Genomic DNA, 26,655 nt, shown 5'->3' with positions numbered 1-26,655 from the left:
TAACGTAACGAAAGGATCAGACAATGACAATGGAACTTCCTCCCTTCAAACAAATCCCGTTTCCGGGTGAGAATACTACCGGGCAAAAAACAGGCGTAACCACGTCTATCGCAACGCTGCCGTTACCTCCAGCGTCGGAAACTGAGCATAAAAAAATTACTGTCTATGCCAGGGGACTGAGCAAGTTTTTTAAGTCGCAAGGAGAAACGATCAAAGCGGTCAACGATGTCAGCTTTACCTTCACCGAGGGGCAGTTTGTCTCGATCATGGGGCCGAGCGGATGTGGTAAGTCGAGCCTGCTTTATGTACTCGGTGGACTGGATCAGGCAACGTCCGGAGAACTGGTCATCGATGGCGTTGATGTGCGTCGTCTCTCGCCACGTCAGGAACACCTGTTTCGGAGGCAGAAACTTGGCTTCATCTTTCAATCTTTCCATCTGATACCCAACTTGAGCGCTCTTGAGAATGTCATGTTGCCCATGCAACTGATCGGCGGAAAGTCACGTATGAATGTGCAGGAACGAGCCAGGAGCTTGTTAACACAGGTCGGTATCAACGAAGATCGCTATAATCATAAGCCGGGCAAATTATCCGGCGGGCAGAAGCAACGCGTCGCGATTGCTCGTGCCCTTGCCAACGACCCCCAGGTGATCCTTGCTGACGAACCAACCGGTAATCTGGACTCCAAAAACGGTCGGCTGATTATCCGACTTCTCAAGACGCTTGCCGAGCAAGGTAAGACCGTCATCGTTGTAACTCATGATACTGGTGTGGCGGACATTGCTGATGTACGTATAAACCTTGAGGATGGCACCATCAAAGAGTAACCTTCGATGTTTATATCCCATGTTCTATAACTTATACGAACTGGTTTACCAGCGTCTATTCCAATAGCGTCCATCCCCTGTGAGGAAACTGATCATATTGAGTGGTCGAGTTATAGCCGCGAGGGGATGGCGCTCCGTGTGTTTTGGGAGTATTTTATATATTCACGACTGAATGATGATGTATCACGATCGTAAAAAAGAATGTTTTTCATAAAGAGTAAACAGATGGCAGATTCTAGCTGGATCAGGACGAAGTTTTGAAACTGTTTATTTTTAATACTTATAATATGGCTAGATATTATAAAAACAATAGAGGACGTGCGTACATATGATTTATAGATTGTATCTGTTGACACCATTACTGCCTGGGAGCTAACCATGGGAAATCGGTATACTCGTCGAACGAAAGACCGGTCACGCCGTAAGCATAACAGTTTCAGGCGTATCTTCATCTTGTACTGCGCTGGTATTCTCGGAGCGACCTTTGTAGGCAGTGCTGCCATCGAATTTCTGCTTCTCATCTGGTTTCTGCTATTTGTCAAGCATACAACGCTTGGAACATCAGGCATCGCTCTAAATGATCTGGTGTTATGCCTGGCACTATTGACCCCTTTTGTTGTCTTGATCATAGCGATACTCTTTTTTGCCTGGTTGATGGGACGTAAAGTAAGTCAACCGGTCAATGAACTCATGCTTGCAGTTGAGCAGATTCGTCAGCAGAATCTGGATTTCACCATCAACTACAGTGAGAGCAACGAACTGGGCGATCTTTGTTATGCGTTTAATGAACTACGCCGCGAGTTGCAGGAATCGCTGGAACGCGAGTGGCGTAAACAAGAGGAGATGCGGATAATGATCGCGGCACTCTCACACGATCTCCGCACGCCAGTTACGATTATCCAAGGGCATGTCGAAGGACTTGTGCGGACGGAGGCGGGCGAGAAACGCCACCAACGTTTGGAGCGCTATCTGCCGGTGTTGGAGGCTAGCAGCGAGCGTATGATGCGCCTGCTCAATGATATGTTGCTGGTCTCCGCGCTGGAGCAGACTAGCTTTATCCTCCAATTGCAGCCTGTTGCGCTAGAGGAAGAAATGGCACGTAAAGTCCGCGTGTATACGCTCCAGGCTGCGGTTTCTGGCATTACCTTTCTGTACCGTTTACATAATTCTGTCGCTGATCTATCTCCTGTAATGCTTGATCTCCATCGGGTCGAGCAAGTTTTAGACAACCTCTTTGAAAACGCCACACGCTATACGCCAGTACATGGCCAGATTTGCCTGACTTGTATCCGTGAGCCACGCTCTCTGGTATTTATCCTGAGTGATAGCGGAAGCGGCATTGCTCCAGAAGACCTACCGCACGTCTGGGAGAAATTTTATCGTGGTCAAATCTCTCCAGACGCAAAGCCTACTCAAACCACTGGTCTTGGCCTCTACACCTGCAAACTACTGGTAGAGCGTCATGGGGGAACAATTACGCTGCGGAATCTACCTGTGAGTGGCTGTGAAGTAACCGTTTGTCTCCCCGTAGTTGACGCGTCATGATGCTTCTGTTATATGGTAACCAGCTCCGGTCTTGCTTTGTGGGCTTGCTGTGAGAGCAAGAAGATGAGCAGCCCATAGAGCGGAATGAGTCCAATAATCCAGCCAAGCCAGTTGGGAATCGCCGGCAACGTGGTCGCTACGATGGGGACGGATACTTTTCCCTGACCTGCGCTGCTTGTGACTGTAATATCAAGCTTCCACCGACCCTGTACCGTGATTTCTGCATCGCCCTGGATGCCGTTCCGCACCTTTGAGTCAGGGCTGATACTTGCACGTACGGGAGTCGCAGAGACATCTGAGGGGTCGGGCGTCGAGATGACGTCATATGTCAACGTGCCGTTGACTGGCTGCTGTGGAGCAATCGCAAAAGGTAGTGCGTAGCCCGCGTTGGCTGGATTGGTATAGAGACTGACTGTCAGTGGATAGGGACCTGCCTGTACCTGTACCACACGAGCAGCCTGACTGCCATGTGTGGTTGCAGCAATCGAATACGTGATCTCTCCACCCACTGCCAGCAGGATAATTACTCCGCATGCGAGCAATAGAAATTGGAATGGCTTTGTCATCTTTATTACCTTTCCAGAGAGCTGATTGACTCACCTACATTACGACCAAAAATGATGCCCAGATATGCCCCGCCAAGTCCTAGAAGTATTGAAACCAGCGAACCAGCTATCCCCATGTAAAATGCAAGCAGTAAAGGGAGCGGGGGGAAGTAGGGAATAATCGGCAGGACACCGGCGAGCAAGGTGGCGAAAGTCAGAAAGAGCGTTAACTTGTTGTGCGACCAGCGTTGACGTCGCGCTTTATGCATGATGTTATCAATTATGATGGCAACAATCAGAGGCATGATGGACCATTGGAGCGCTACTGCTGAGGTAAAAGGTGGGTTTTCGCGGTATTGTAAGTGCTCAACTGTCAGTAACCAGCTAGTGGCAGGCTGCACGAGCACAACCATGATCCCTGCCAGCAGGATATAGCAGCCACTAACAAGTGTAGCTGTCCAGCGCCAGGGGATTGCAAACACTGCCGTGATCAATGTAAAGGCGATTAGCAGGCCTGATAAGAGAGGAAAAACACTGAACCTCATGAATCCCAGATTGATCCAATGCATGTCGTCAAGCGCGTTGAGGAGTAGTAATGTAAAAAGGCTCAGAACCGTTGCCAGTGCAAGGATGACTCCCCATGTGGCTCCATATCCGCTACGCGGGTGTGCTTGGCTGGATTTGTTGGCCAGCTGTGCAGCAGAGGCTAGCATATAGACGGCACCCAGCGCTACTATACCCATGCTGGCAATAAACATGATGTGAAAAGGAGCCCAGATGGAGACATCTATACCAAAAAGTGTGTGCCAGTAGGCATCGAGAGGAAATGCGGCAGCGGCCATAAGCGCAGCAAAGCCAACTACGTATCCACCTAGAGGACCTGTAAAGATCTCCGCGAAGCGCAGGCTATGTTGCTCAACGGTCTGATTGCGTCGTGCCCACCAGCTCTCGATCAATATTGCCAGCAGTCCTGCTATGCCGCTGAGGGTAACTCCACTCAGCATCATGATATGAGGAGGAATGAGTGTACGATCGCGACCAATGTAAGAATGCCATTGAATATCCCAACTTGTACCCTCAAGGAAAATAATCGCGCCCAGTAATGCCGCTAACCCTAATATCAGACGCAGCCGCGCTACGGCTTGAAGTGAATGTGCGAACAGTACTGTGCCAGTGATGAGTGTCTTTCCGTCAAAGACTCTGTCCATATAAAGTTTCCTTCCAATTTATAGAGAATGCAAACGATGAAGCCATCACAGCTATGTTTATGAGTGTGTATCATGATGTATATCGATCTGTCCCCAGTATGGGCCAGAGTTCTAAACGAAACCTAAACTATGAGGCGTTGAAGATATGTTAGAGGAAAAGTTTTGAAACTGTTTATTTTTTTAGCCTATGATGTGGTTATGTTATATGCAGGAATGTTTTAGTGATGAGGCAGAGCCTTAGAAAGACAGAAGATGTCAGCGAACCAGGACAAACCACGCGGGACTATTCTCGTAGTTGATGATGAAGATGAAATTGTCCAATTCATTCAGGATGCGCTTGAGGATGAGGGTTATACCGTCTATGTGGCCTTTGATGGTACACACGCTCTGCATCTTGCTGGTCAATGTAGTCCGGACCTGATTGTGCTTGATATCATGCTGCCTCGGCGTGATGGCTTCGCTGTATGCAGAGAGCTACGCGAAAAATTAGATATTCCCATTCTTTTCCTGAGCGCGAAACAGAGCGACGCCGACAAGATCCAGGGCTTTAGCGTCGGTGCGGACGATTATATCATGAAGCCATTTAGCATCAAAGAGCTGATCGCACGCGTTGAGGCTCATCTGCGTCGGCAACGTCGCATCCTTCTGGCTCGGGATGCTACTTTGTTACGTTATGGCAAATTGACCATCGATCTTAGTGCCTACAAAGTATGCTATGCAGGTGAATCCTTATCCTTGACACGTAAGGAATTCGAAATTATTCAGCTTCTCGTCTTGCATCCGCGCCAGGTCTTCTCACGCGAGGTGATGTATGATCGCATCTGGGGGATAGATTCCCTGGGTAATACCGAGACCGTAACCGAGCATGTTAAACGTATTCGCCGCAAGTTGGCACAATTCGATACACAAACCGAATATATAGGAACCGTCTGGGGCGTAGGTTACAAGTGGGAAATCAATACATCACTATAAAAGGATTAAGTTAGAATATCTTTGCATGAATGTATATAACAATAGTTTTGCATCCTAATACTCTTAGAAAGAGGTTTGAATTTATGGATAGTCTAAAGAATCCAACCTGGTTTTATGGAACTATTGCTTTTACCGTGGCGACGTTGGTGCTCTGCTTTTACTACCTCATCCCTAATATCAACCACGTGCCTATCCCCGTCTCTGCCGATCCTACAATGGTACATTATAAGTATGTCCAACTCTGTGGAATCCTTGCTGTGCTGGGATTGATCGGCGTTTTGATTACTCGTCCGAAGGCTGGAGTGAAGTAAGGGCTACACTTAAACGCCAGCTCTCATGTGATCCCAGCAGCAGTAACGCATTGTATTGGATCGGTGTCAGATTGAACTCACGTAACACCTGACGATCTCCCTCATCTAAAAGCACAAAAAGATCATGGAAGATGTGATATGCTCGATAGACATCCATAGCTTGTCGCATCTTCTTAACAGATTAGTTGTGCGTGCAACTGTTGCGTAAAATACCGTTGCCATAAAAAATATAAATAGAAAAGAAGAGAAAATCAAGCGGTTTGGCTGAATATTTTGAGATATTTCATGCCTGGCGCTCCATAACGAGAAATGATGCTGTTCCAGATGTTTCAGATTGCTTGAAAGTCCCTACCTGCGTGAAGCCAACGTGCTCGTAAGCGCGGATAGCCCGTTTGTTGAAGTCGAGGACGTAGAGCTTAAAGGTATCGGGTTGAAAATGCACTCTGGCAAACTCCAGGCCCGCTTCGATGAAGGACGCTCCAAAGCCCTGCCCGGTCAGATCAGGACGCATGCCAAACCCCACTGTCAAGGTATGGACTGCATCATCGGTATAGAGCGCCGATCTTTCATGATCCCATGGCTCTGCTGACGTACCAAAACAAAAATGACCTACCAGTTGTGCATCTGCATCGTGCACTCCATAGTAAGGGCTGCCGCGATCCAGCATCTCCCAGCGAATATCCTTGAGGTCCTCCGGGAGATTATACATTGTGTATGGCTCGCTAAAATGCCAGGACTGCATCTCGATGATATCGATTTCAGTCAGAGGAGTAAATGTAAATTGCATCTGCCAAATCCTTTAATTAATTTTTTATCTATTTTATCAGATATCCTCTCAATGGTGCGCGTCTCGGCTGAGCTTTCTTTGCTTTCAAACCAAAAAGAGGAAATAGATCTTCATCGTGAGACCTATTTCCTCTGAATCTTTTTTGTGTCTGGGATCGCCATGATTGGTATTATATAGTTGCAATGCTGTATGATAGTGCTACATTACTGCCTGAGTGCCATAAGTAGATGCTGTCTGGCTTCATCCTCAGAGCGTGACAGCCCTACTTTGATTACCAGCTGCTGTACAACTTTATTGGATGTCACGACAATTCTACACTGTTCAACTAATGATAGCAAACCTGGAAAACGAGCCTGTACAAATGATAATAAGATGTCAAAATCTTCTATGCGAGCCTCGTCGCGAGCTTCCTCGCGGCCTTCTTCGCGACCTTCTTCGCGACCTTCTTCGCGACCTTCTTTGTGGGCTCGATTACGCAAATCTTTAAATGCCCAGGTATCGTACAAAATGTCTTCGAGCATTTGAAACCTCCTTTTAAGCCATTCCTGCTCATCGTCTCCTTCAAAAGCGAGTGAAGATAATCCATAGAAAAGCGCAATCAATTCCTTGTCGGCATTGCCATCGAGCAGATTCTGAAGCGCTTTTTCGACCACTTCATGTTGTTGTCCATCGCGTGTCAAAGGGGCTAATGGAAGGAGCCCTTGAAAACGCCTCTCAAACAGCATTTTCGTCGGAACTTCCCACAACTTAATGACGGTAAAATTGAAACGATGTATCTCCGCACCAGTATGATCGTGTACGACGTAGGGTGATACAGTATCAACATCGGCTTCTTTTAAGAAAATGACCGTTGAATAAATGGGACGCTCAAATTTACGGCTTGCAATAATATTATACTCGCACAACCGCCTTCCCATGTTAGGATCGGGACCAGATTGAAATTCCAGATGCATGGCATAATGTTTTGAGCCAATGTGAAAACCATAGAAGCTATCGGCATCGACATAGCTCTGCATATGTGTTGGTATTTCTTCATCGACGATGGCATCACCGACTAACCATGAGACGTAATCTTGCGCGGCATGTGCCATAAGTAATTTGAGATGACTATCCCAGGATTTATGTAATAGTTTTTGCTGTGGTTCCTGCTGTGGTTTTTTTAACAATTTTTGCTGTGATTTATGCAATCGTATTCCTCCCTGACAACATATACCTGTGTTACATGAAAATTATAACCCAAAAGTTATTATCTGTCTAGATAAACCATGATACTTGAGATATGCAGAGAGATGATCTAAAACTCGTTATAGCTGTGAGGAGCAGTAGGTATAAACCATCAGCGCAAACTCGTAGATCGCTTGATCGCATTGTGCAAAGAGATCGGTTGCTGCGTGGCTATGGGTATTGGGGAAAAAATCTCGCTGTCGAATACTGCGTTGCCTGACTGCCAATTTGTGGAGTGATTGCTCATGAGCTTCTAGTTTGGTAAATGTCCATTGTTCAGTACGCATATCGTGTAGCAACGCCTGTAACAACTGCTGTTCTTGCTGGAGAAACTCATCATACTCTTGTTGGCGTTCGGCCTGAAATTTGTGGATAAGCTCTTGTTGTTGTTTATCATCGTTGGCTTGCCAGGGAGAAAAATGCCCTGAAGCGTGCTGCCTGGAGAGATCAGCGCTTATGCGCGTCAGGAACTGCTCATGTTCGGAGGTATAAGGGAGTATCCAGCGATCGTTTTTGATCTGTAGGGCTCCCACTCCCTGCAAACGTCGCCTGATCATCAAAGGGATACCAGAGGAGGCTGTCGATATTTGTACTCTAAAAAGTAACCATGTCTCGATGTGCGTAGCTACCTTTCTGACAACGTAATTTTATTTTAGCATGTGTGAAAGATGAAATACCAGCCGTCGACTGCAATAGCTATAATCTATGTGTATAATATACACTTGACGGACCCCTAACGTCTGTCTATACTAAACATATTGGGATGGGATGGTGTTGTATTGCTTGCTATAAAGGATCTTATATGGCAAATGGACAGGCATTTACTCTACAAGAGATTAATCTCCTCGATAGGGACAATTTTGTCCAGGCGTTGCGCTCGTTATTTGAAGGTCCCCCCTGGATCGTGACCGCAACCTGGCCCGATCGACCATTTATCTCCGTAGGCCAGCTGCATCAGGCATTATGTGCTGTCATGTATGCTGCACCACTGGCACAGAAAATCGCTCTCATTCAATCTCACCCTGATCTTGTGGGACGTGCTGCCCTGGCTGGAACTCTCACGCCTGCATCGACTAATGAGCAGGCATCCGCTGGACTGGATCGTCTCACGCCTGCCGAAATCGCCGCCTTCACACGCCTGAATGCGCAGTACCGTGAGCGTTATGGCTTTCCCTTCGTGATTTGCGCTCGTGAAAATAAAAAAGAAAGCATCCTGGCCGGCTTTGAGGTGCGTTTACAGCATACGCGAGAGCAAGAGATTGAGGCCGCTCTCGTGGAGATTGCTAAAATCTGTGCATTACGTCTACGCGATCTGTTTCGTTCTGAGCAGTCCTGAATGCTTTTTCACAAACATTCCTGAGTGCTCTCTATCCGCACTTGCGAGATTGAGAGGTGATCTGTTATGAGCAACGAGTATACCTTCTCCACCAGTTATGGCAAATTGTGTGTTCCCATCTATCGCGTCTATGCGCGTCCTCTGCTGGGAGTCAAGCCCATCCCCGAATCGCCATACTCTGGCAGTAAAAATATTCTCTTTGCCTACGAGATAGACGTGGAAGTATTGGGAGAGAATTTTTTGCCGGCTTATACTCATGGTGATAATTCGAACGTGGTCGCTACAGATAGCATGAAGAATTTTGTGATTCGTGAGGCGTTGACGTTTGAGGGTGCGACGCTCGAAGAGTTTCTGGATACGCTTGGGCGTCACTTTTTGGAGACCTATGCACAGATGCAGCGCTTGCGCTTGAGCGGTCGTGAAATGCCCTTTGCCGCTACCACGATTCCCGATGGGGATGAGTTTACTGATAGCTCGGTGCTCTTTCAGCGTACTCATACCGATTATGCGACGGCGACTCTGACCTTTGAGCATGTGGATGGCGTTTCAGCCTTAATCGACCATCGTTGTGGCCGGATGGGATTGGAGCTTTTCAAAGTTACTGGGAGTGCCTTTTCGCGCTTTGTGCGTGACGAGTATACGACTCTGGCCGAGCGTGTCGATCGTCCACTTTTTATCTATCTGGATGTCTATTGGAAATATAGTGATGCTCAAACGCTCCTGGCGATCGACCATGAGCAGTATGTCCCTGCTGAACAGTTACGTGATTTAATCCAGGTTGTCTTTCATGAATTTGTCAGCGAATCGATTCAGCATCTCGTGCACGAGATGGGACTTCGCATTTTATCTCGTTATCCTCAATTGGCTGAAGTCTCGTTTGAAGCACAGAATCGTACCCGCGATGTATTTTTTACTTCTGAAATAGATGAGAAAATTAAAGTCTATAGCGATCCCTTCTCTGCTTATGGCATCATTACTTTAACGGTAAATCGATAGGATTGAGAATGTTCCTAATCTAAAATTCCTGAGAGGAAATGGATGCCATGTCTGGTCTGCTTACAACACACGTTTTAGATACGATGCAAGGCCGTCCCGCCGCCGAGGTTCCGATCCAGCTCTGGAAGCTGGCAGACGATAGTGGCGCTCGTACACTCCTGACGACGATGCACACAGATCAGGAGGGTCGTACAGCGGAGGCTTTGCTCGCGGGCGATGCTCTGAGGACTGGCCGCTATGAGCTAGTCTTTGCTGTGGGAGCATATTTTCTTCGTCAGCAGATTGTACTGCCGCAGCCGCTCTTTCTTGACGAGGTTCCCATCCGCTTTGGAATCGCTGATCCTACGGCTCATTATCACGTCCCACTGCTGATCTCGCCCTGGGCCTATAGTACATATCGAGGGAGCTGAGTATGCAATTTGATCTGGCCGCACGCCTGGTGATGGAGCGCTGTGATATGCTGGGCACTTATAGCGAGGATGCAGATTATTTGACGCGTCGCTTTGCCACTCCGCCGATGCATGAGGTGAATGAGCTCGTCGCAACCTGGATGCTTGCTGCCGGTATGTCGGTACAGCATGATTGTGTCGGTAACCTGATTGGCCGCTATGAGGCGCTTGAACCTGCTGCTAAGACGATGGTCTTTGGTTCTCATCTCGATACGGTCTGCGATGCCGGCAAGTATGATGGTCCTCTCGGTGTGTTGACGGCTCTGGCTTGCGTGGAGCATCTGCATGAGCAGCAGCGTCGTCTGCCGTTTGCGATTGAGATCCTTGGCTTTGCAGATGAAGAGGGATTGCGCTATCACACGACCTACCTTGGTAGCCGGGCGCTCACTGGCACCTTCGATGTCGCTGCGCTCCAGTTTGTTGACGATGCTGGGATTAAGATGGCTGATGCGATTCAGCAGTTTGGAGGACAGCCTGATCCTGTCCTCTTGCAGACAGCTCGCTGGCGCAGCGAGGATCTGCTTGGTTATTGCGAGATTCATATTGAACAGGGACCAGTCCTGGAGGCGCTTGAGCTTCCCGTGGGAGTGGTTACATCGATTGCTGGTCAGCATCGTTATCTGGTAAATTTTCTGGGGCAGGCCGGACATGCGGGCACCGTCCCAATGGATATGCGTCATGATGCTCTCTGTGCGGCCTCAGAGTTTTTTCTGGCTGTCGAGGCACAAGGTCGTAAGACTCCTGGACTCGTCGCGACTGTGGGGAAGGTGCAGATCCATCCTGGAGCCAGCAACGTGATTCCCGGACGCGTGTTATCGAGCCTGGATGTACGCCATCAAGAAGGCGCTGTGCTGGCTCAGGCGTGCGAGGATCTGTATGCGGCTGCATTGCGGATTAGCTCGGAGCGAGATATCAACTTAGACTGGCAATGTATCCAAAAGAACAGCACCATCTTTTGCGCTCCACAACTATCCACAATGCTCAAGCAGGCCATTGAAGAAGAAGACTTTCCGATCTATGGGCTGCCAAGTGGAGCAGGTCATGATGCTGTGGCGATGAGCGCTCTGACTGCCGTAACGATGCTTTTTGTACGTTGCAAAGGTGGGATTAGCCATCACGCCGACGAGTCAGTGAAAGTAGGGGATGTTGAGGTCTCTCTACGTATTATGGATCGTTTTCTCGACCATTTATGTCGCATGGAGGGAGGAGCATAAGCCATGAGTATATATGATCTCGTTATTCGAGGTGGCACGCTGGTAACTTCTAAAGGAGTGCAAAGGGTTGATCTTGCCATTGCCGATGAACATATTGTTGAACTCTCTCCTGAAATCAACGCACGTGCGAAATCTGTGATCGACGCCCATGATCTGCATATCTTTCCGGGAGTAGTTGATCCCCATGTGCACTTCAACGATCCGGGACGAGAAGCATGGGAAGGGATTGCCTCTGGCTCGCGCTCCCTGGCTGCTGGCGGGACCACGACCTTTTTTGATATGCCTGTGAACGCTCATCCTCCCACCGTCGATGCTGCCAGCTTTATCGCCAAGTTGACCGTCGCCAGAGCCACGGCTTTTGTCGATTTTGGCTTATGGGGTGGCATTGTGCCAGGCAATCTCTCATGCCTGGATGAGTTAGCCGAGTGTGGTGTGGTGGGTTTTAAGGCTTTTATGAGTAGTAGCGGTATCGATGATTTTTTGTCGGTTGATGATGCGACGCTCTATCAGGGGATGGAGCAGGCGGCGCGTCTGGGAAAAATTGTGGCTGTACACGCCGAGAATGATGGTATCACGACGGCACTTGCACAGCAGGCTCAGGCGCAAGGGAGGACAGGCATCCGCGATTATCTGGATTCGCGACCGGTTGTCGCAGAGCTTGAGGCTATCGGACGAGCAATCACCTTTGCTGAAGAGACTGGATGCGCACTTCATATAGTACATGTCAGTAGTGGACGTGGTGTGAGGTTGGTTGCCAATGCCAGAGCTCGCGGCGTCGATGTGAGCTGCGAGACCTGTACCCATTATCTGGTGTTGACTGACGAGGACGTGATTGAGCTAGGCGCGGTCGCGAAATGTTCTCCTCCGATCCGTTCACAAACGGAGCAGCAAGCGCTCTGGCAGCATCTCTTCGCCGGTACATTGCCGATGGTCACATCTGATCACTCGCCAGCTCCACAGTCACTCAAAGGAGACGCAAACTTCTTTAAGATCTGGGGAGGCATCTCAGGCTGTCAATCACTACTGGCCTTATTGCTGGCTGAGGGCTATCATCGTCGTCATCTTCCTTTAGAGATGATTGCGGCCGTGACCGCTGAATATGCTGCTCGACGTTATCAGATCTTTCCGCGTAAGGGTCATCTCGAAGTGGGAGCAGACGCAGACCTCTCTCTGGTTTCATTGCAGGACCGCTATACGCTTGATGAGCAGGATCTCTTTTATCGACATCGTCAGAGTCCCTATGTGGGACGTGAGTTACATGGGCGTGTGGTACGTACTTTGTTACGTGGGAACACAATCTTTCTTGACGGTAACATAGTAGGAGAGGCTACTGGCCGTTTATTGATCCCACAGCCTCGCGGTGTTGGCGTCTAGAGAAGCCATCGTTTGAACCTGATGTGTGTCATGGAGTAGAAAGCGATTGCCTATGTGGCAGACTTACGTACAACCAACGAGCTTGTCTGAAGCGTTGGATGTGTTGCAGGAATATGGGACGCGTGCGCGTATCGTGGCGGGAGCAACTGATCTGCTGGTTGAACTGCAACGTGGGGTGAAACCCACTACTATGTTGATCGACATAAGTAAACTGCGCGAATTGAAATACGTACGAGCCGACGATGAATGGATCGCTCTTGGGGCTTTGGCGACGCATAATGATGTGATTTTGTCTGAAGCATGCCATCAGTATGCTCTGCCACTGGTGCAGGCCTGTGGCGAAGTAGGGGCTCCTCCCATTCGGACGCGAGCAACTATTGCGGGAAACATCATCACCGGATCGCCCGCCAACGATACCATTGCTCCTCTGCTGGCACTGGGAGCGCAAGTTCTCTTGCTGAGTCCGACCGGTGAGCGTAGTGTTCCCTTGAGCGAATTCTATACGGGGATGCGTCGAACCGTTCTCCAACCAGACGAACTACTTCATGAGATTCGCTTCCCGAAGTTATCTGCCCAACAGCGTGGACTGTTTATCAAACTCGGCCTGCGCAGATCTCAGGCCATCTCGGTCATCAACATGGCTCTGGTTCTGACCTTCGCTGCGGATGATCCTCTGATTGTGCGCGAGGCTCAGATTACCTTAGGCTGCCTGGCTCCATTGATCATCCATGCTGATACAGTAGAGACCTATCTGCGTGGCAAGCCACTGGACACCGACGTTTGCCTGGAGGCGGGCCGGCTGGCGTTGCAGGATGTGCGACCAATTGGCGATGTACGTGCCTCTGCCACCTATCGCCTGGATACTTTATCGTCGTTACTGACTCAGGCTTTGCAGCGTATCGCGGCTGATGATCTCCATGCTGCGTGGATGCAGCATCCCGTCTCCTTAGAAACCGAACGCAATCAACTCGGGCCACCGCTGGAATGGCATGACGTTATTGCTACCACTATTAATGGTCAAACTTACGAGCTTGTTGGTGCTCAGCAGAAGACGTTATTGAATGCTTTGCGGGAAGACGCTGGCTTGATCGGTACCAAGGAGGGATGTGCCGAAGGCGAATGCGGCGCGTGCACGGTCTGGCTGGATGGTAAGGCGGTGATGTCCTGTTTGGTGCCGGCGGCTCAGGCGCATGGAGCGCGCGTTACGACGATTGAAGGTCTGGCTGATGGTGAGCAACTCCATCCATTGCAGCAAGCTTTTATTGATCAAGCGGCGGTCCAGTGCGGCTTTTGTATCCCCGGCATGCTGATGGCAGGCGCAAAGTTATTGGATGAGCATCCTCAGCCCTCAACCGAGCAGATCCAGATCGCGCTCGGTGGTAATATTTGCCGCTGTACTGGATATAGGAAAATTCTCAATGCTGTCGCAAGCGTCGGAGAGCGTAAAGGGGAACAGTCATGACTGAGGGAATAGGCGCTTCTTTGCCGCGTCCAGACGCTTTGGGCAAAGTAACAGGAGCCACACGCTATCCTGCCGATCTGATACAGGCAGGCATGCTGCAACTTCAAGTTGTGTTTGCGCATCGTCCACATGCACGAATTCTCTCTATCGATACCGCTCCGGCCTTACAGCATCCCGGCGTGGTAGCCGTTCTGACCGCGCAAGATGTTCCCTACAATGCCTTTGGACTGATTGATCCAGATCAATCGGTGCTGTGTGCTGATGTGGTGCGCTTTGAAGGTGATAAAGTTGCCTTAGTTGTGGCTGAATCAAAGTTGGCGGCGCAGGCCGGAGCAAAATTGGTCTCGGTCGAGTATGAAGATCTTCCTATCGTCAGTGATCCGCAGGCCGCTCTTGCAGCCGACTCTCCACTCGTCCATGAAGCGCTCGGAACCAATCTGCTGGGCTATTTCCCGCTGCGCAAAGGCGATGCCGCGCAGGGACTGGCGGAGGCTGATCTGGTTATCGAGCATACTTTTACGACTACCTGGCAGGAGCATGCGTTTCTTCAGCCCGAGGCTGGCATTGCGTATATCGATGAGCAGGGACGCGTGATCCTTGAGACGGCTGGTCAATGGATGCATGAAGATCGGCGACAGATCGCTGCAATGCTGCAACTGCCTGAGGAGCAGGTGGTGGTACGCTATGCGGCGATTGGAGGAGCGTTTGGTGGTCGTGAAGATCTATCGATCCAGCATGTACTGGCTCTGGCGGCCTGGAAGCTACGGCGACCAGTTGCCATGGTCTGGAGTCGCGAAGAATCGATGATTGGACATCATAAGCGGCATCCAGTCACTATCGAGTGTCGCTGGGGCGGCAAGGTCGATGGTACTATTACCGCAATGGATGCGAAGATTGTGGCCGATGGGGGCGCATACGCTTCAACCACGATCGAAGTCGTGAAAGACATTGCTCTCTTCGTCAGCGGCTGCTACGAAATTGAGCACATATCTGTTGATGCCTATGGAGTCTACACAAATAATATTCCCAGCGGAGCTTTTCGTGGCTTTGGAGCTCCTCAGGCGCAATTTGCGTGCGAGGTTATGGTGACGCGCCTGGCGCAGGCACTCCAGCTTGATCCAGATGAAGTGCGGCGTAAAAATATCTACCGCGAAGGCAGTCTGGAGCCGACAAAACAGCCCTTACCTGCTGGTGTCAGTGCCTTGCCAGTTTTTGAGCGCTGTGTAGAGGAGGCTCGTACGCGTTGGCAATACGGAGAAGCGCGTCCAGAGAGCGCTCCTCATGTGAAGCGCGGGATTGGTATTGCCTGTGGCATCAAAAATGTCGGCTACTCCTTTGGCTTTCCTGAGCAGGCAACGGCTACCGTCGAGGTCTATGGACAAGCCGAGTTGGAGCGAGCAGTGGTGCGTGTGGGGGCTGCCGACGTGGGACAGGGATCACATCTTGTCCTGCGACAGATCGCAGCGGAGGCGCTTGGCTTACCTATCGAGCATGTGACCATGATCTGTACCGATAGCAGCGAATCTCCCAATGCAGGTAGTGCCTCCGCTTCGCGCATGACTTTTATGGGCGGACGTGCCGTCCACGATGCTGCTCAGGCGGCTCGCAAGCAATGGAGCTATACCGACGATTATCAAGCGCAAGCGACCATTCAATATCGTGCACCGCATACGACGGCCGTTGATCCAGAAACGTACAGCAGCGTCCCGAATTACTGTTATGGCTATGCTGCTCAGGCGGTAGACGTTGAGGTAAATATTCTCACCGGACAGGTACGTGTGCTAGGAATTATCAGCGTGCATGACGTTGGGAAAGCTATCAATATGCAGCAGGTCAGCGGCCAGATAGAAGGCTGTCTGGCGCAGGCGTTGGGCTATACGCTGATCGAGAATTTTCAAATGCAGCAGGGACATGTTCTGACTCCATATTTTAGCACCTATTTACTGCCCACAACACTCGATATGCCAACCGAGATCATACCTGTCATACTTGAATTAGCCGATCCCCACGGCCCCTTTGGGGCACGCGGTATGGCTGAGATGCCGCTGGTTCCCTTTGCTCCAGCGGTTGCTACCGCCATCCATGCTGCCACAGGAGTCTGGCTCTCGCAGCTTCCCATGACGCCTGAACGCGTCCTGAACGAATTAAAAAATTTATCGGATACTATAGATACAGGCGATGCTGTCACGTTATACTGATCGTAACACAAAAAGAATATGAATTGTCATTAGGATAGGAATTTTTATGCACATATTACGTATCATTGCTGGCCCATTTACCTTTAAAGCGCAGATGGAAGATGAGTTTGCGCCCGCTACCTGTGCCGCTTTTCGCTCGATCCTGCCATTTCGCACAAAAATTATCCATGCACGCTGGAGCGGCGAAGCCTGCTGGATACCACTGGATAATCCTCAAACTGGAGCCGCTTCAGGTGTATCTGACCAGCTTCATGATGAGAACGCCAAATGGATTATTCCAGGCACCTTCGATACTTCTTTGGCCTTTGAGAATCATACCAGTCATCCAGGCCCGGGGCAGATCCTGTTCTATCCTGGTGGGTATAGCGTCCCTGAGATCCTCTTTCCTTACGGTAGCGCCAGCTTCGCGAGCAAAATGGGAGGACTAGCCGGCAATCATTTCTTAACTATTATCGAGGGTGCTGAACAATTTCGCACGTTTGGCCGTAAAGTATTGTGGGAAGGGGCTCAGGATATCCTTTTCGAATTGATTAAGTAGAGAGTTAAACTCTGACATACAAAGGATACAAGCGTCGTACAGTTGAGTACGACGCTACTTTATGGCTAAAGAGTTGTCATCTTGATCTAAAAAAAATTATAGTAAAAACATGCATGTCGCAAAAGAGTTAAAGTATCTCTTAAATTAATACTTGAAAGACTCTTCTGACTTTTTGCCGGCTTGCCTATTTGCTTTTTGAAGAGGTGGTGGCAAGGAAGTTTTATTTTATATTTGAGGATGTCTATGCAAGGATTTCGTTTTAAACGAAGAACGTTGCTGATCGGGCTTGTTTGCCTGATTGTCATAAGTGTCTCTATTTCATCGTTTGCGTTAGCGCGGCGAATATTACCCTCTTCAACACCTGCCGATGCAACGAAAACTACGCCTGTTCGGTCTACTGCGACCACGATGCCTACCAGTCCCGTGCTTAGTATCCGTGCGCAACCGACGCCGACGCCTCGGCCCACTCCAACGTCTGTCCCTGTGGCGACACCAACCCCGATCGCCACTGCTCTGCCTACGGAGCCTGTCAGCACAACGACAAATCCAGCTCCTGGTCAAACGCTGATCTGGTCTGATGAGTTTCAGGGAGCAGCGGGTACGCCGCCGGACGCGTCGAAGTGGATGGCTGAAATAGGCAATGGTGGAAGTAATGCGGGCTGGGGGAATTTGCAACTGGATTATGATACCGATAATCAGAATACCTATCAAGATGGACAGGGGAATCTGGTAATTGAGGCCAGAAAAGAGAATCCTGCCAACTACATGTGCTGGAATGGCCCTTGTCTCTATACCTCCACGCGTATTACAACTTCGGGAAAGTTTTCGACGCAGACCCATGGACGGGTAGAAGCGCGGCTCAAATTTCCTATCGGACAGGGTATCTGGCCGGCGTTCTGGATGTTGGGAACGAATGGTCTGGTCTGGCCAAACAATGGCGAGATTGATATTATGGAGAGTCAGGGGAAAAGCCCCACCATCAACTACGGATCATATCATGGCCCCAACCTCAACGGTGGTGGTACCTATACGTTGCCAAACGGTGCGCGTTATACCGATGATTATCATCTGTTTGCGGTCGATTGGGATCACGACAAAGTGAGCTACTCCGTAGACAACTACGTTTACAAAACGCTGTATCGCAGCAGCGTGAGCGCCTCTCAATGGGTCTTCGATGGACCTTTTTTCATTATCCTGAATGTTGCGGTGGGAGGCAATTGGCCAGGCAATCCTGATGCCAGTACCGTTTTTCCACAGAAAATGTTTGTCGATTACGTCCGTGTCTATGCCTGAGTAGCCTGAGCATAATGCTTGCCAGAAATAACATTGATCATTAAGTGGAGAAATTTTCCATGAAACGTAAGTCAAAATATTTAATCCTGGCCTGTAGTATCTGTGCCGTCTTGATCACGCTTGTGCTTATTTTTGTCGTGCCAACGATTAGTGCCAATTCTTTTCATACTCAGAAGCCCTCCGCTGCTCATAGCGCTGCGTCAGCGACTCCAGAGTCGACCCTGGTATCAACCCCAACGTCCAAAGCTTCTATCGTCATTATCAAACCGCAACCAACGCGTACAGCGGCAGTGCCGACTCCAACGCCGGTGCCACCAACGCCTATTCCTCCGACTCCAACGGTTGCCAGTGCCCAATCAAATCCAGCCACACCGGCTCAGGGGCAGCGGTTAGTGACCTTTGTGAACAAGACGCAGCAGATGATCTGGGTGGCTGCGTCGAGCAATCCGGGACATACTCTGGCCACCACCGGCTGGCTGCTGCCCGCCGGTGCCAGCGCCAGCACTATGATACCTGATGCCTGGAATGGACGCATCTGGGGACGTACTGGCTGTACCTTCGATAGCGCTGGCAACGGACATTGCGAGACCGGTGATTGTGGAGGACATTTTCAATGCGGCTTGAATTGGGGCGCTCTTCCTTCTACGCTGGCCGAGTTTAATTTTAATTCCTACGCTGGCCTGGATTTCTATGATGTGAGCCTGGTTGATGGCTCTAATCTTCCTATGTGGATTAATAGTTATGGTGGCGACAAGACGGACGTTATCAACGCCGATGGCTGCTCTGCTGCCGGCTGTACTCATGATGTCAATGCGACTTGTCCAGCCGTACTACAGATTAAGAACGCCAGTGGTAAGCTGATTGCCTGTACAAGCGCTTGCAATGCAATTGGTGGCGATCAATATTGTTGTCGAGGTCCTCAGGCATGCGATCCGACAACCTGGCCTGTGAACTACGCCAGGATTTTCAAAACGGCCGAACCGTTCGCTTATTCTTACTCCTCTGACGATGCTACCAGCACGCTGACGTGTAAGCCTGAATGTAATTATCGCATTACCTTTGGTGTCAGTTGAAACGTTAGAGCTTATAAATCTCTTATTTTTATCCACATCACCTCGTTCAAGCAACACTTTTTATCGCTAGATAAGCTGCTTGAGTGGGGTGATATTCTATGTGATCTTGTATCGGCTCTGTTGGGCGCATCGTAGCGGAAAGATAATGTTTACCCAGGGAGACGATAACGTGATATCGCCTCCCTGGGGCAATACATTTCAGAGAAGGAGAGGTTTCTGCTCTTTAAAAGAGAAGAGCCCATCACTCTTTTCTTTTAAAGAGACGGCAAGACCAGAGGTGTTCCTGTTATTTCTGCGTACAAGCTGTGGATTTCAAAAGGGATCCACATGTCGTTCTTCCACCCCTGATAGCGTTCCTTAACGATCTGGATTGCTTCCTGATCAATGAGTTCAAGTTCCTGTCCCTGCTTGACACGCCAGTTTACCTCCTCATGCACAAAGATCAAGTGTTCCTGAAACTCCTGCAGCAATGCGACTGCTCCTATCTCTCCATGTCCTGGGACCACGGTGGTTGGAGCAAGATTGATCATGTGTGTCAGGACTTCGGTCCAGCGTCTGGAACTTGCATCCTGATCAAAGAAAATGGGGAGCAAGCGATTCTCCACGAGGTCGCCCGTGAAGAGGATCTTTTCGTCCGGTAGGTAGATGATCTGGTCGCCACGGGTATGGCCCGGCTGTTCGCGTAGCACCACACGTTTGCCGCCGAGATCAATGGTTTTTTCACCTTGATAAGTTTCATCAGGTGTCACCAACTCTACCTCTTCGAGTGCCTCGCTGACCCCGGGACCCAGACCCCGAAAGATATTCAGGTAGAAGGCCCCTTTCTCTTGCAACTCTTCTGCCTGGGAGGTATTGGTTATGATGGTGGCGTGGCCCTTGAAGACTTGAGCACCGAAGGCATGTTCTGGATGAAAGTGGGTCGTGGTAAGCAATAGTGGCTTTCCTTCAGCTACCTCCATCGCTTTGCGGAGCACACGCTCTCCATTTGCTCTCCCTATGCCGCAATCGATAACGAGCACGGCGTCTGCGCCAATCACGATCCCGATATTGGGTACCAGATCAGCATACTGATCTGGAAGTACGATGATTCCAGGGGCAATTTCCCTGGCTAATGCGGGTTGAACCAGAGGAACCTGGTTAATTTGAGGCATTACTTCTTCTCCGATCTCAACTTTGGGTGAAGACACCCCTCAATGAGGCGAAAGCGCTTTTGTCTATCGAGTTCGTCCTGAAAGTGTCTGTTCATTTAATCTTCTCTTCGACGCAGCATCACGCTTCGCTTTTTGTCAACAACACAGAGAGTTGGGAATAGTTGTTGTACAAATCTCTGTTGGATACAATGCTACTGGATGATCCCATCTAAGTATTGGACAAAGATACGTTTCTGTTGGTTAGATCACACATAAAGCAAACTGTTGAAAATATATTGAGTGGTGAAAGAAGCATATGGTACAGAGGAAGAATAACGAAAGAGAAGACCCACGCGTGCTACGTACGCGGCAACTCTTGTTGCATGCCTTTTCTGACCTTTTCTCAGAAAAGGGCTTTTATGCGATGACGGTGCAGGATATTACTGAACGAGCGAACGTCAATCGAGGTACATTTTATACCCACTTTGAAGACAAGTCTGCGGCCCTGGAATACTGGTTGCGTGAACAATTTCAGGAGCGTGTGGCGAATACCGTCCGTAGCTCAGGTCCATGGAACCTGAGCTCCTTTCGTTTGCTTATTCAGACCGCCGCCGAGTGGTTCACGCAGTTACACGAGTTGACCAGTTCCGCCGATCGGTCACTTATCCCTCTGGTGGTGATAACCCTGCAAGAGGCGCTCTTCGAGTTGCTCCTGCAAGAGTTGAAATTAGTTGTTGCCTCTAAAATGGATCAGCCGGTTGCGCTGGAAACTATTGCCATGGTTATGAGCTGGGCGATTTTTGGGACCGGCTTCCAATGCTTTCATCCATGGGATGAGCCAGTGGTCGTCGTGCCACCAGAGGAGTTGGCTAATCAAGTGACAGGTATCCTGATCGGTGGCTTAGCACAAGCACTGCCTGCTTTCCGACTCGATTGAGTGGAACTTGAGAAAGGAAAACCCACTCTTGTGGTGCTTGCATCGAGTTGTTCCTCGATTCCGTTATAATAGCAAAAGCTTAAATGGGAGGAGGATCTTATCCATGTATTACCCGCGAAAATCCCGCTTTGTGGCAGTCTTGATAGTCCTTGGATGCTTACTTGCTGCGGCGGGTGAGGTTGTGAATGCGTCAAATATGGATGTGTTGAGCCCTTCCTGGCGTTTCTCGCTTGGCTTGATCGTGGTTGGGACTTTTATCCTGTTGCTTGGGCTCTCCCCGTTTGCGACGATGGAGGCCCTGATCGGTGAATACGGCTTTGTTGGCTGTAATCTCCTGGTACTTGGTGGCCTACTTGTCATCATCGGAACGGTGGCGCTGGATTGGATTATCTTACCATTTTTGATCAATCTGGCGAATATTCTTGCGGCAACGATTAATGGTCCTGCGACCAGCACGCAGAATGCTCTCAACAAAGTGATTTCAACTATTAATGGTCTGGGGGGATCGTTTCTCCAAAAACTTTTTCCAGGGGCCACTCCCCGTATTCCAGCGGCCCATATTCCCCTGGCGAACGGTATCGATCTGGTTAATAAGGCGCTGGTTCAATTGCACTTCCCCACCATTGATCGACTTACATGGTGGGGACACTTTAGTCTCTCTGGAGGTCCACTTGCGCTTGGCTGTCTGGTCTTGGGATTGGCTTTACCGCGTAAATATACCTCTCCCATTCCCGCACTGCTGCTGATCATCTTCGCCTTATTAAACGTCTTATGTCAATTTGTTGCCGCCATCCCTGCTTATCTGGGCAATCTCACCGCAGTGGCCCTTTTTCTCACGTTGGCGTGGTTAGGCGTCTCTGTCTGGCTGGCGACACGCCCCGTGCGCTTGCGTCCCATTCGGCTTGCATAGCACCGGCTGCATAAGCAGGGCAAGGAGCCTTTGATTGCACCGTTATTGTGGACGCTGTAGTATTCTCTTTTGCCAGTGCAGGTCTGCGCGGATCTGCTTCTCTGTTTTGCGATGAAAACGTTTGGCGTCCTCGCGAATGTGTTCATTGTATGACGACCAATTATCAAGATGCCCTAGCAGCAGGTGATGTTCTCGGCCCCTCGCCTCGCAGAGCGTGATCAGGTTATGCGGATCAAGCTCCAACGTTGGATGTAGATGGAAGGGCTTGATATGATGAACCTGGACGCTTCTTCCTTTGTAACCACAGACGACACATGCTGGCTCGATGAGTTTATGTGCTTTTGCTACGCTGGGCCACAGTGGACTGCGATCGTGCCCGTGAAGTTTAGCAACGTGCCTTTCATGCTTTTTGCTTCTGAAGAGCCTCCTGGCCTTATGATGCCTTGTAGTGCTATGACGTCTGCGGCGTGTGCGCGTGAGGATGAAGAGAATTGCCCATAAAATAAGTATCGCGATTACTATCAGGACAGGAAGGGGTAATGCCATAATCATTGAAATAGTGTGTAACAAAATATCCATTTATTTTCCTTCTTGTGTGAAGCGACCATGCTCCCATGCGCAGATATGATTTTTCGGAGCTCTACTATTGGTGAATTTGTATGAAATCATATCCAATTGCAGAAGAAAATGCAAGCGTGCTATTTATTGCGATAGCTTTTGTTCAAACTTTTGCTGGCAAAAAAACGCGCACCTGTCAGTGCCTCTTGTCCTTATCTGAGGAAGCTGACGTGTGCGCGTTTTTTGATCTTGTGCGTTATTCTTTAGGATAGCTGTGCGTTGTGGCATGGTTGTCGAAACAGAGTAAGGCGCGAGCCAGAGCTGCCGATGCCTCAGCCATCTTTGTCAGAGATATGCGTGTGATTAGTCCCATCAGTAGCCCCACGGGCACCACGATAAAACTATGTAAGAGCATGATTGGTTCGAAGTAGTTGTGCGTATAGATGAATACGTATCCCAGCATGTCGACTTGTAGATGGATATCCTCTGATACTGGTACGCCGTGCTGTACTAAGGTCGCAGTCACAAAGACTGTGATCAAATAGGCCAGTGGCATCAGGGTCAGAGCCACGGATATGGCCGATAAGGTGACGGCTATCGTAAAGGCGATAATGCTCAGAGGGAGTTTTAAGATCATATAGAGCATGCTGGTCCAGGTGAGTGGATCACGTAGCAGCTCTCCGAAATGCCGCATCAATTTCCACGTTGATGTGTACTCCTGATATCTCGGTGTTGGTTCTGGCAACGGCATGTGCAGTAAACTCCTGATCATATGACGCTCGACGCTTGCCATTTTTTGTGTGAGCCACAGTGTGATAAATGTGATTGGCAAGCCGATCCAGATGATCAACGTGCCTACTCCTAAGGACAGTCCAACTGCTATGAGGGTAAAATACAAGATGCTCAAAGGCAATGCCAGCATAAAGAAGATGATTGCATCCATACTTGTATGTTTGCGTTGCGTATAAAATGATTGTTCTGCCGTATTGTTCAAGGGAGCGTAAAATTGTCTCTCCATGATATGTTCTCTCCTACTTTAGATTATTTACAAGCTCGTAAGATTGACGACGCTGTTGTGATAGTCACAGTATGCATGTCAGATATGGCGAAAGTAGTTTGAATATGTCTCCAAATTGTCGCGTTTGATCATATCGTGGAGACAATTTCGTGACAATTTGGCTTTATGATTGACATGCATATCTGTCATACTCTTATCTGGGACAGATGTTTTGCGTTCGGAGATAGCTTTGACCACAAAGATTGTGATTGGAGTGTTGCATCAAGATTGTATAGCACTAAGAATTATTACACCTTGTCAGGAGAATACACATAATGATTGGTTCCTACTCTGCCCAGCAGGAGAATAGATTGCAACTTCAGACTATCGGGATGCGTCAATCCTTTCAAAATATCCTCTATCTTTTCCTTTCATTCCCTCTGGGCCTGATCTACTTCGTATTGCTTGTTCCTTGCATTGTCACCGGTATGACCTTAATGGTCTGTTTGGCCTGGATTGGCGTATTCCTCTTTATACTGTTAATTCGTTCCTGTTGGGGATTGGCAACCTTTGAAAGATATCTGGCTGTGCGCTGTCTAGATATCTCGCTTCCTCCGCTTATCTCTTCGACCAGGCAGCAGACATCCCTCTGGAAACAGCTGATTGCACAGATGAGTAATCCTGTGACCTGGAAGATTTTGGCTTTCCTGCTCGTGAAATTTCCCCTGGGCCTGTTTGTGTTCCTGATCGCGCTGATTTTGCCTGTACTAAGTCTCGTGATTGGAATTGTCGGGCTGATTGTTGGTTTGCTGACGGGACCCTTTTATTTCTTGATACTCTGCTTTTCACGCCCTTCGGGAAGTGGATCGCGTCTGTGGCGCTATCTCTGGCTTTCGCTGGGTGGTTTTGGCCTGAATAGCTTGACTCTGACGATTCTGAATGGTTTAGCGTTGATGATGGGACGGTTTGCACGTGTGATGCTGAGTACAAGCATTGCGGAGCGGCAACTGGAAGAGGCGGAGGCTCTGGCTGCTCTGGAGCGAGCGAGAGCCGATCAAGCGGAACAGAGGAGGCGTCAGTTGGTTGTGAACGTTTCGCATGAGCTACGTACGCCTGTGGCCAATATCGCGGGACATCTCGAATCGCTGCTGATCCTGGCCGATGATCATGCTGATGGTCCGCCAGTGGAGACGCTACATGACTATCTTATGGTTGCTCATCGTGAAGCGTTACGTCTGGGTTCTCTGGTTGATGATCTCCTGGCGCTGGCTCGGATGGAGTCGAGCGAGTTCGAACTGGATATGCAAGCGGTGCTGGCTTCGGACGCTATTGAAGAGGTCTATCAGACTTTGATGCCGCTGGCACAGCGTCAGAAGCAGGTGACGTTGGTGCGTGGATCTGCTCATCTGCCGCCTGTGAGGGTGGATCGCCAGCGCTTGATCCAGATTCTCCTGAACCTCGTGCGTAACGCCATCACCTCGACGCCGGCTGGCGGCATCGTGTCGATGACGTTAGAAGCTGTAGATGAGCAGCATCAGGCTCTGATTGTGGCTGATAACGGCATTGGTATTCCAGCGGAAGAATGTGCGCACATCTTTGATCGTTTCTATCGCGCTGATGCGGCTCGCTCACGCGATAGCGGCGGCTTTGGACTGGGTCTGGCTATTGTCCATGATCTTGTCACAGCCATGGGTGGAACCATTACCGTCGAAAGCGTCGTTGGCCAGGGGACCAGCTTTTCCATCCTGCTTCGACTCGCTTAAACTTGTCGCTTTTTTGGTTTCGGTATCTTGAAACAGGCATAAAATATGTTAGAATGGCAGAGGTGTAGTTTGATTTGAACTGACTCATGATTTTATATTTACAAAGGAGCATGACTGAATGGCGACTATTCTTGTAGTCGAAGATGATCGTGCGCTTAATGATTTACTCCGTACACATCTTGAAGCCGATGGGCAGACAGTATTTCAATCCTTTGATGGTCCATCTGCTCTGCTTGCGGTTGAACGGCATCAGCCTCAATTGATTCTTTTGGATTGGATGCTCCCCGGTATGGATGGGTTAGCCGTCTGCCGTAGTGTTCGTCAGCAGTATCTCACTCCCATTATTATGCTCACCGCCCGCGATGAAGAGATTGATCAGCTTCTAGGCCTGGAGGTCGGAGCCGATGATTATATCAGCAAGCCATTCAGTATTCGTCAGGTGTTGGCACGTGTGAGAGCTATCCTGCGGCGCGTCCATTTAGAGAGCCAGCGCTTTCAGACAACACAGACAGTACAGACAGTACAGACAGTACAGACATCAACGCACGAAAACAGATCTGCTCCCCCTCTCCTTACGCCCGCTGCTCCTCTCATACGCGGCCCTTTACATATTTTTTTGACCGAGCATATTGTCAAACTAGATGGGCGGGAAATTGATCTTACGCCGAAAGAATATGATCTACTGGTGCTTCTCACATCGCATCCTGGTTGGGTCTTCAAGCGTGAGGTCCTGCTCCAACAGGTCTGGGGTGATAGCTATGAGGGCTTTGATCGCACCATCGATAATCATATTACGCGCCTGCGTAAAAAGCTGAGTCCTATCGGCGAGAAGATCGAGACCGTCTGGGGAATCGGCTACCGCTTTATTGTGTAAGCAACACAATAGAGGAGCTTGATTACTTTCTTGATCCACTATTTTTGAAGCCATTAGCCGAAGCATGCAAACATGTCATCACATCGCTGGAAGTGTTACAGCCACTCCTGCTCGAATTGTTTCTGGCACAATCT

27 protein-coding genes are annotated in these 26,655 nt (G+C 49.5%); 18 read left to right on the top strand and 9 right to left on the bottom strand.

Annotated elements, in window-relative coordinates; translation table 11 throughout:
• The first annotated feature begins 23 nt into the window (after nt 1-23).
• Both AC27N8_RS07970 and AC27N8_RS07965 read left to right on the top strand, forming a co-directional pair.
• Nucleotides 24-827, top strand: a complete 804-nt coding sequence (locus AC27N8_RS07970; RefSeq protein ID WP_487065722.1) for an ABC transporter ATP-binding protein — start codon at nt 24-26, stop codon at nt 825-827.
• 378 nt (nt 828-1,205) lie between these two features.
• The gene (locus AC27N8_RS07965; protein WP_487065720.1) at nt 1,206-2,372 is read left to right on the top strand and encodes a sensor histidine kinase; all 1,167 of its coding nucleotides are present in this window, start codon (nt 1,206-1,208) and stop codon (nt 2,370-2,372) included.
• 8 nt (nt 2,373-2,380) lie between these two features.
• On the opposite strand, the gene AC27N8_RS07960 is transcribed toward AC27N8_RS07965, so the two are convergent.
• Together AC27N8_RS07960 and AC27N8_RS07955 are read right to left on the bottom strand one after the other, a co-directional pair.
• Entirely contained in the window at nt 2,381-2,938 is a 558-nt protein-coding gene (locus AC27N8_RS07960) for a hypothetical protein (protein WP_487065718.1), read from the bottom strand.
• A gap of 5 nt (nt 2,939-2,943) precedes the next feature.
• The gene (locus tag AC27N8_RS07955; RefSeq protein ID WP_487065716.1) at nt 2,944-4,125 is read right to left on the bottom strand and encodes a hypothetical protein; all 1,182 of its coding nucleotides are present in this window, start codon (nt 4,123-4,125) and stop codon (nt 2,944-2,946) included.
• 252 nt (nt 4,126-4,377) lie between these two features.
• Here AC27N8_RS07955 and AC27N8_RS07950 point away from each other — a divergent pair, with 252 nt between their 5' ends.
• On the top strand, nt 4,378-5,097 hold the full coding sequence (locus tag AC27N8_RS07950) for a response regulator transcription factor (protein ID WP_487065714.1): 720 nt from the start codon (nt 4,378-4,380) through the stop codon (nt 5,095-5,097).
• Nucleotides 5,098-5,180: 83 nt separating this feature from the next.
• On the top strand, nt 5,181-5,408 hold the full coding sequence (locus tag AC27N8_RS07945; RefSeq protein WP_487065712.1) for a hypothetical protein: 228 nt from the start codon (nt 5,181-5,183) through the stop codon (nt 5,406-5,408).
• Here AC27N8_RS07945 and AC27N8_RS07940 read toward each other — a convergent pair.
• The 4 genes from AC27N8_RS07940 to AC27N8_RS07925 form a co-directional block, all read right to left on the bottom strand.
• A complete protein-coding gene (locus tag AC27N8_RS07940) occupies nt 5,380-5,565 on the bottom strand; it encodes a hypothetical protein (protein ID WP_487065710.1) in 186 nt (61 codons plus the stop codon). The two genes, AC27N8_RS07945 and AC27N8_RS07940, sit on opposite strands and share 29 nt — an antisense overlap.
• A 126-nt stretch (nt 5,566-5,691) precedes the next feature.
• Entirely contained in the window at nt 5,692-6,195 is a 504-nt protein-coding gene (locus AC27N8_RS07935) for a GNAT family N-acetyltransferase (protein ID WP_487065708.1), read from the bottom strand.
• A 203-nt stretch (nt 6,196-6,398) separates the two neighbouring features.
• A complete protein-coding gene (locus AC27N8_RS07930; protein ID WP_487065706.1) occupies nt 6,399-7,382 on the bottom strand; it encodes an RpnC/YadD family protein in 984 nt (327 codons plus the stop codon).
• A gap of 117 nt (nt 7,383-7,499) precedes the next feature.
• A complete protein-coding gene (locus AC27N8_RS07925; protein ID WP_487065704.1) occupies nt 7,500-7,976 on the bottom strand; it encodes a Chromate resistance protein ChrB in 477 nt (158 codons plus the stop codon).
• 245 nt (nt 7,977-8,221) lie between these two features.
• Between AC27N8_RS07925 and uraD the strand changes: the two genes are divergently transcribed.
• The 10 genes from uraD (at nt 8,222) to AC27N8_RS07875 (ending at nt 19,352) form a co-directional block, all read left to right on the top strand.
• On the top strand, nt 8,222-8,755 hold the full coding sequence (uraD, locus tag AC27N8_RS07920; RefSeq protein WP_487065702.1) for a 2-oxo-4-hydroxy-4-carboxy-5-ureidoimidazoline decarboxylase: 534 nt from the start codon (nt 8,222-8,224) through the stop codon (nt 8,753-8,755).
• 66 nt (nt 8,756-8,821) lie between these two features.
• Complete coding sequence (pucL, locus tag AC27N8_RS07915; RefSeq protein ID WP_487065700.1) at nt 8,822-9,751, top strand: factor-independent urate hydroxylase; 930 nt, start codon at nt 8,822-8,824, stop codon at nt 9,749-9,751.
• A 47-nt stretch (nt 9,752-9,798) separates the two neighbouring features.
• On the top strand, nt 9,799-10,161 hold the full coding sequence (uraH, locus tag AC27N8_RS07910) for a hydroxyisourate hydrolase (RefSeq protein ID WP_487065698.1): 363 nt from the start codon (nt 9,799-9,801) through the stop codon (nt 10,159-10,161).
• A 2-nt stretch (nt 10,162-10,163) separates the two neighbouring features.
• Nucleotides 10,164-11,414 carry an allantoate amidohydrolase gene (locus AC27N8_RS07905; RefSeq protein WP_487065696.1) on the top strand — a complete coding sequence of 417 codons (1,251 nt, stop codon included), beginning with the start codon at nt 10,164-10,166 and terminating at the stop codon, nt 11,412-11,414.
• Between the two features lie 3 nt (nt 11,415-11,417).
• Nucleotides 11,418-12,788 (top strand): allantoinase, encoded by a 1,371-nt coding sequence (locus AC27N8_RS07900; RefSeq protein ID WP_487065694.1) that lies wholly within the window; start codon nt 11,418-11,420, stop codon nt 12,786-12,788.
• A 52-nt stretch (nt 12,789-12,840) separates the two neighbouring features.
• Entirely contained in the window at nt 12,841-14,250 is a 1,410-nt protein-coding gene (locus tag AC27N8_RS07895; RefSeq protein WP_487065692.1) for an FAD binding domain-containing protein, read from the top strand.
• Complete coding sequence (locus AC27N8_RS07890) at nt 14,247-16,448, top strand: xanthine dehydrogenase family protein molybdopterin-binding subunit (protein ID WP_487065690.1); 2,202 nt, start codon at nt 14,247-14,249, stop codon at nt 16,446-16,448. Before AC27N8_RS07895 ends, AC27N8_RS07890 begins: the two co-directional genes overlap by 4 nt.
• A gap of 46 nt (nt 16,449-16,494) precedes the next feature.
• Nucleotides 16,495-16,986, top strand: a complete 492-nt coding sequence (locus AC27N8_RS07885) for a DUF3830 family protein (protein ID WP_487065688.1) — start codon at nt 16,495-16,497, stop codon at nt 16,984-16,986.
• Between the two features lie 243 nt (nt 16,987-17,229).
• Nucleotides 17,230-18,279: a glycoside hydrolase family 16 protein gene (locus AC27N8_RS07880; protein ID WP_487065686.1), complete on the top strand. Its 1,050-nt coding sequence runs from the start codon at nt 17,230-17,232 to the stop codon at nt 18,277-18,279.
• 59 nt (nt 18,280-18,338) lie between these two features.
• Nucleotides 18,339-19,352 (top strand): thaumatin family protein, encoded by a 1,014-nt coding sequence (locus AC27N8_RS07875; protein ID WP_487065684.1) that lies wholly within the window; start codon nt 18,339-18,341, stop codon nt 19,350-19,352.
• Between the two features lie 254 nt (nt 19,353-19,606).
• On the opposite strand, the gene AC27N8_RS07870 is transcribed toward AC27N8_RS07875, so the two are convergent.
• Nucleotides 19,607-20,503, bottom strand: a complete 897-nt coding sequence (locus tag AC27N8_RS07870) for an MBL fold metallo-hydrolase (protein WP_487065682.1) — start codon at nt 20,501-20,503, stop codon at nt 19,607-19,609.
• A 295-nt stretch (nt 20,504-20,798) separates the two neighbouring features.
• Between AC27N8_RS07870 and AC27N8_RS07865 the strand changes: the two genes are divergently transcribed.
• Both AC27N8_RS07865 and AC27N8_RS07860 read left to right on the top strand, forming a co-directional pair.
• Nucleotides 20,799-21,419, top strand: a complete 621-nt coding sequence (locus AC27N8_RS07865; protein WP_487065680.1) for a TetR/AcrR family transcriptional regulator — start codon at nt 20,799-20,801, stop codon at nt 21,417-21,419.
• 103 nt (nt 21,420-21,522) lie between these two features.
• On the top strand, nt 21,523-22,329 hold the full coding sequence (locus tag AC27N8_RS07860) for a hypothetical protein (protein WP_487065678.1): 807 nt from the start codon (nt 21,523-21,525) through the stop codon (nt 22,327-22,329).
• Nucleotides 22,330-22,371: 42 nt separating this feature from the next.
• Here the strand turns inward: AC27N8_RS07860 and AC27N8_RS07855 are convergent, their stop codons facing one another.
• Together AC27N8_RS07855 and AC27N8_RS07850 are read right to left on the bottom strand one after the other, a co-directional pair.
• Nucleotides 22,372-22,908, bottom strand: coding sequence for an HNH endonuclease (locus tag AC27N8_RS07855; protein ID WP_487065676.1), 537 nt, complete (start codon nt 22,906-22,908; stop codon nt 22,372-22,374).
• A gap of 235 nt (nt 22,909-23,143) precedes the next feature.
• Entirely contained in the window at nt 23,144-23,905 is a 762-nt protein-coding gene (locus AC27N8_RS07850) for a sensor domain-containing protein (protein WP_487065674.1), read from the bottom strand.
• A 314-nt stretch (nt 23,906-24,219) separates the two neighbouring features.
• Between AC27N8_RS07850 and AC27N8_RS07845 the strand changes: the two genes are divergently transcribed.
• Nucleotides 24,220-25,647: a sensor histidine kinase gene (locus AC27N8_RS07845; RefSeq protein ID WP_487065672.1), complete on the top strand. Its 1,428-nt coding sequence runs from the start codon at nt 24,220-24,222 to the stop codon at nt 25,645-25,647.
• 118 nt (nt 25,648-25,765) lie between these two features.
• Nucleotides 25,766-26,521: a response regulator transcription factor gene (locus AC27N8_RS07840; protein ID WP_487065670.1), complete on the top strand. Its 756-nt coding sequence runs from the start codon at nt 25,766-25,768 to the stop codon at nt 26,519-26,521.
• The last annotated feature ends 134 nt before the right edge of the window (nt 26,522-26,655 follow it).

The sequence above is a fragment of the Dictyobacter sp. Z7_2 genome, assembly GCF_057551105.1.
Note: the sequence above shows the minus strand (reverse complement) of the source record. Positions and strands in the feature narration are given on the sequence as shown.

Excerpts from the sequence above, each read along its gene's own strand:
- AC27N8_RS07970 (WP_487065722.1), top strand. The coding sequence starts at position 24 with ATGACAATGGAACTTCCTCCCTTCAAACAAATCCCGTTTCCGGGTGAG.
- AC27N8_RS07865 (WP_487065680.1), top strand. The coding sequence starts at position 20,799 with ATGGTACAGAGGAAGAATAACGAAAGAGAAGACCCACGCGTGCTACGT.
- AC27N8_RS07960 (WP_487065718.1), bottom strand. The coding sequence starts at position 2,938 with ATGACAAAGCCATTCCAATTTCTATTGCTCGCATGCGGAGTAATTATC.
- AC27N8_RS07845 (WP_487065672.1), top strand. The coding sequence starts at position 24,220 with ATGATTGGTTCCTACTCTGCCCAGCAGGAGAATAGATTGCAACTTCAG.
- AC27N8_RS07890 (WP_487065690.1), top strand. The coding sequence starts at position 14,247 with ATGACTGAGGGAATAGGCGCTTCTTTGCCGCGTCCAGACGCTTTGGGC.
- AC27N8_RS07840 (WP_487065670.1), top strand. The coding sequence starts at position 25,766 with ATGGCGACTATTCTTGTAGTCGAAGATGATCGTGCGCTTAATGATTTA.
- AC27N8_RS07940 (WP_487065710.1), bottom strand. The coding sequence starts at position 5,565 with ATGGATGTCTATCGAGCATATCACATCTTCCATGATCTTTTTGTGCTT.
- AC27N8_RS07855 (WP_487065676.1), bottom strand. The coding sequence starts at position 22,908 with ATGGATATTTTGTTACACACTATTTCAATGATTATGGCATTACCCCTT.
- AC27N8_RS07875 (WP_487065684.1), top strand. The coding sequence starts at position 18,339 with ATGAAACGTAAGTCAAAATATTTAATCCTGGCCTGTAGTATCTGTGCC.
- AC27N8_RS07895 (WP_487065692.1), top strand. The coding sequence starts at position 12,841 with ATGTGGCAGACTTACGTACAACCAACGAGCTTGTCTGAAGCGTTGGAT.
- pucL (WP_487065700.1), top strand. The coding sequence starts at position 8,822 with ATGAGCAACGAGTATACCTTCTCCACCAGTTATGGCAAATTGTGTGTT.
- AC27N8_RS07955 (WP_487065716.1), bottom strand. The coding sequence starts at position 4,125 with ATGGACAGAGTCTTTGACGGAAAGACACTCATCACTGGCACAGTACTG.
- AC27N8_RS07965 (WP_487065720.1), top strand. The coding sequence starts at position 1,206 with ATGGGAAATCGGTATACTCGTCGAACGAAAGACCGGTCACGCCGTAAG.
- AC27N8_RS07905 (WP_487065696.1), top strand. The coding sequence starts at position 10,164 with ATGCAATTTGATCTGGCCGCACGCCTGGTGATGGAGCGCTGTGATATG.
- AC27N8_RS07950 (WP_487065714.1), top strand. The coding sequence starts at position 4,378 with ATGTCAGCGAACCAGGACAAACCACGCGGGACTATTCTCGTAGTTGAT.
- AC27N8_RS07860 (WP_487065678.1), top strand. The coding sequence starts at position 21,523 with ATGTATTACCCGCGAAAATCCCGCTTTGTGGCAGTCTTGATAGTCCTT.
- AC27N8_RS07880 (WP_487065686.1), top strand. The coding sequence starts at position 17,230 with ATGCAAGGATTTCGTTTTAAACGAAGAACGTTGCTGATCGGGCTTGTT.
- uraH (WP_487065698.1), top strand. The coding sequence starts at position 9,799 with ATGTCTGGTCTGCTTACAACACACGTTTTAGATACGATGCAAGGCCGT.
- AC27N8_RS07900 (WP_487065694.1), top strand. The coding sequence starts at position 11,418 with ATGAGTATATATGATCTCGTTATTCGAGGTGGCACGCTGGTAACTTCT.
- uraD (WP_487065702.1), top strand. The coding sequence starts at position 8,222 with ATGGCAAATGGACAGGCATTTACTCTACAAGAGATTAATCTCCTCGAT.
- AC27N8_RS07850 (WP_487065674.1), bottom strand. The coding sequence starts at position 23,905 with ATGGAGAGACAATTTTACGCTCCCTTGAACAATACGGCAGAACAATCA.
- AC27N8_RS07945 (WP_487065712.1), top strand. The coding sequence starts at position 5,181 with ATGGATAGTCTAAAGAATCCAACCTGGTTTTATGGAACTATTGCTTTT.
- AC27N8_RS07925 (WP_487065704.1), bottom strand. The coding sequence starts at position 7,976 with ATGATCAGGCGACGTTTGCAGGGAGTGGGAGCCCTACAGATCAAAAAC.
- AC27N8_RS07870 (WP_487065682.1), bottom strand. The coding sequence starts at position 20,503 with ATGCCTCAAATTAACCAGGTTCCTCTGGTTCAACCCGCATTAGCCAGG.
- AC27N8_RS07935 (WP_487065708.1), bottom strand. The coding sequence starts at position 6,195 with ATGCAATTTACATTTACTCCTCTGACTGAAATCGATATCATCGAGATG.
- AC27N8_RS07885 (WP_487065688.1), top strand. The coding sequence starts at position 16,495 with ATGCACATATTACGTATCATTGCTGGCCCATTTACCTTTAAAGCGCAG.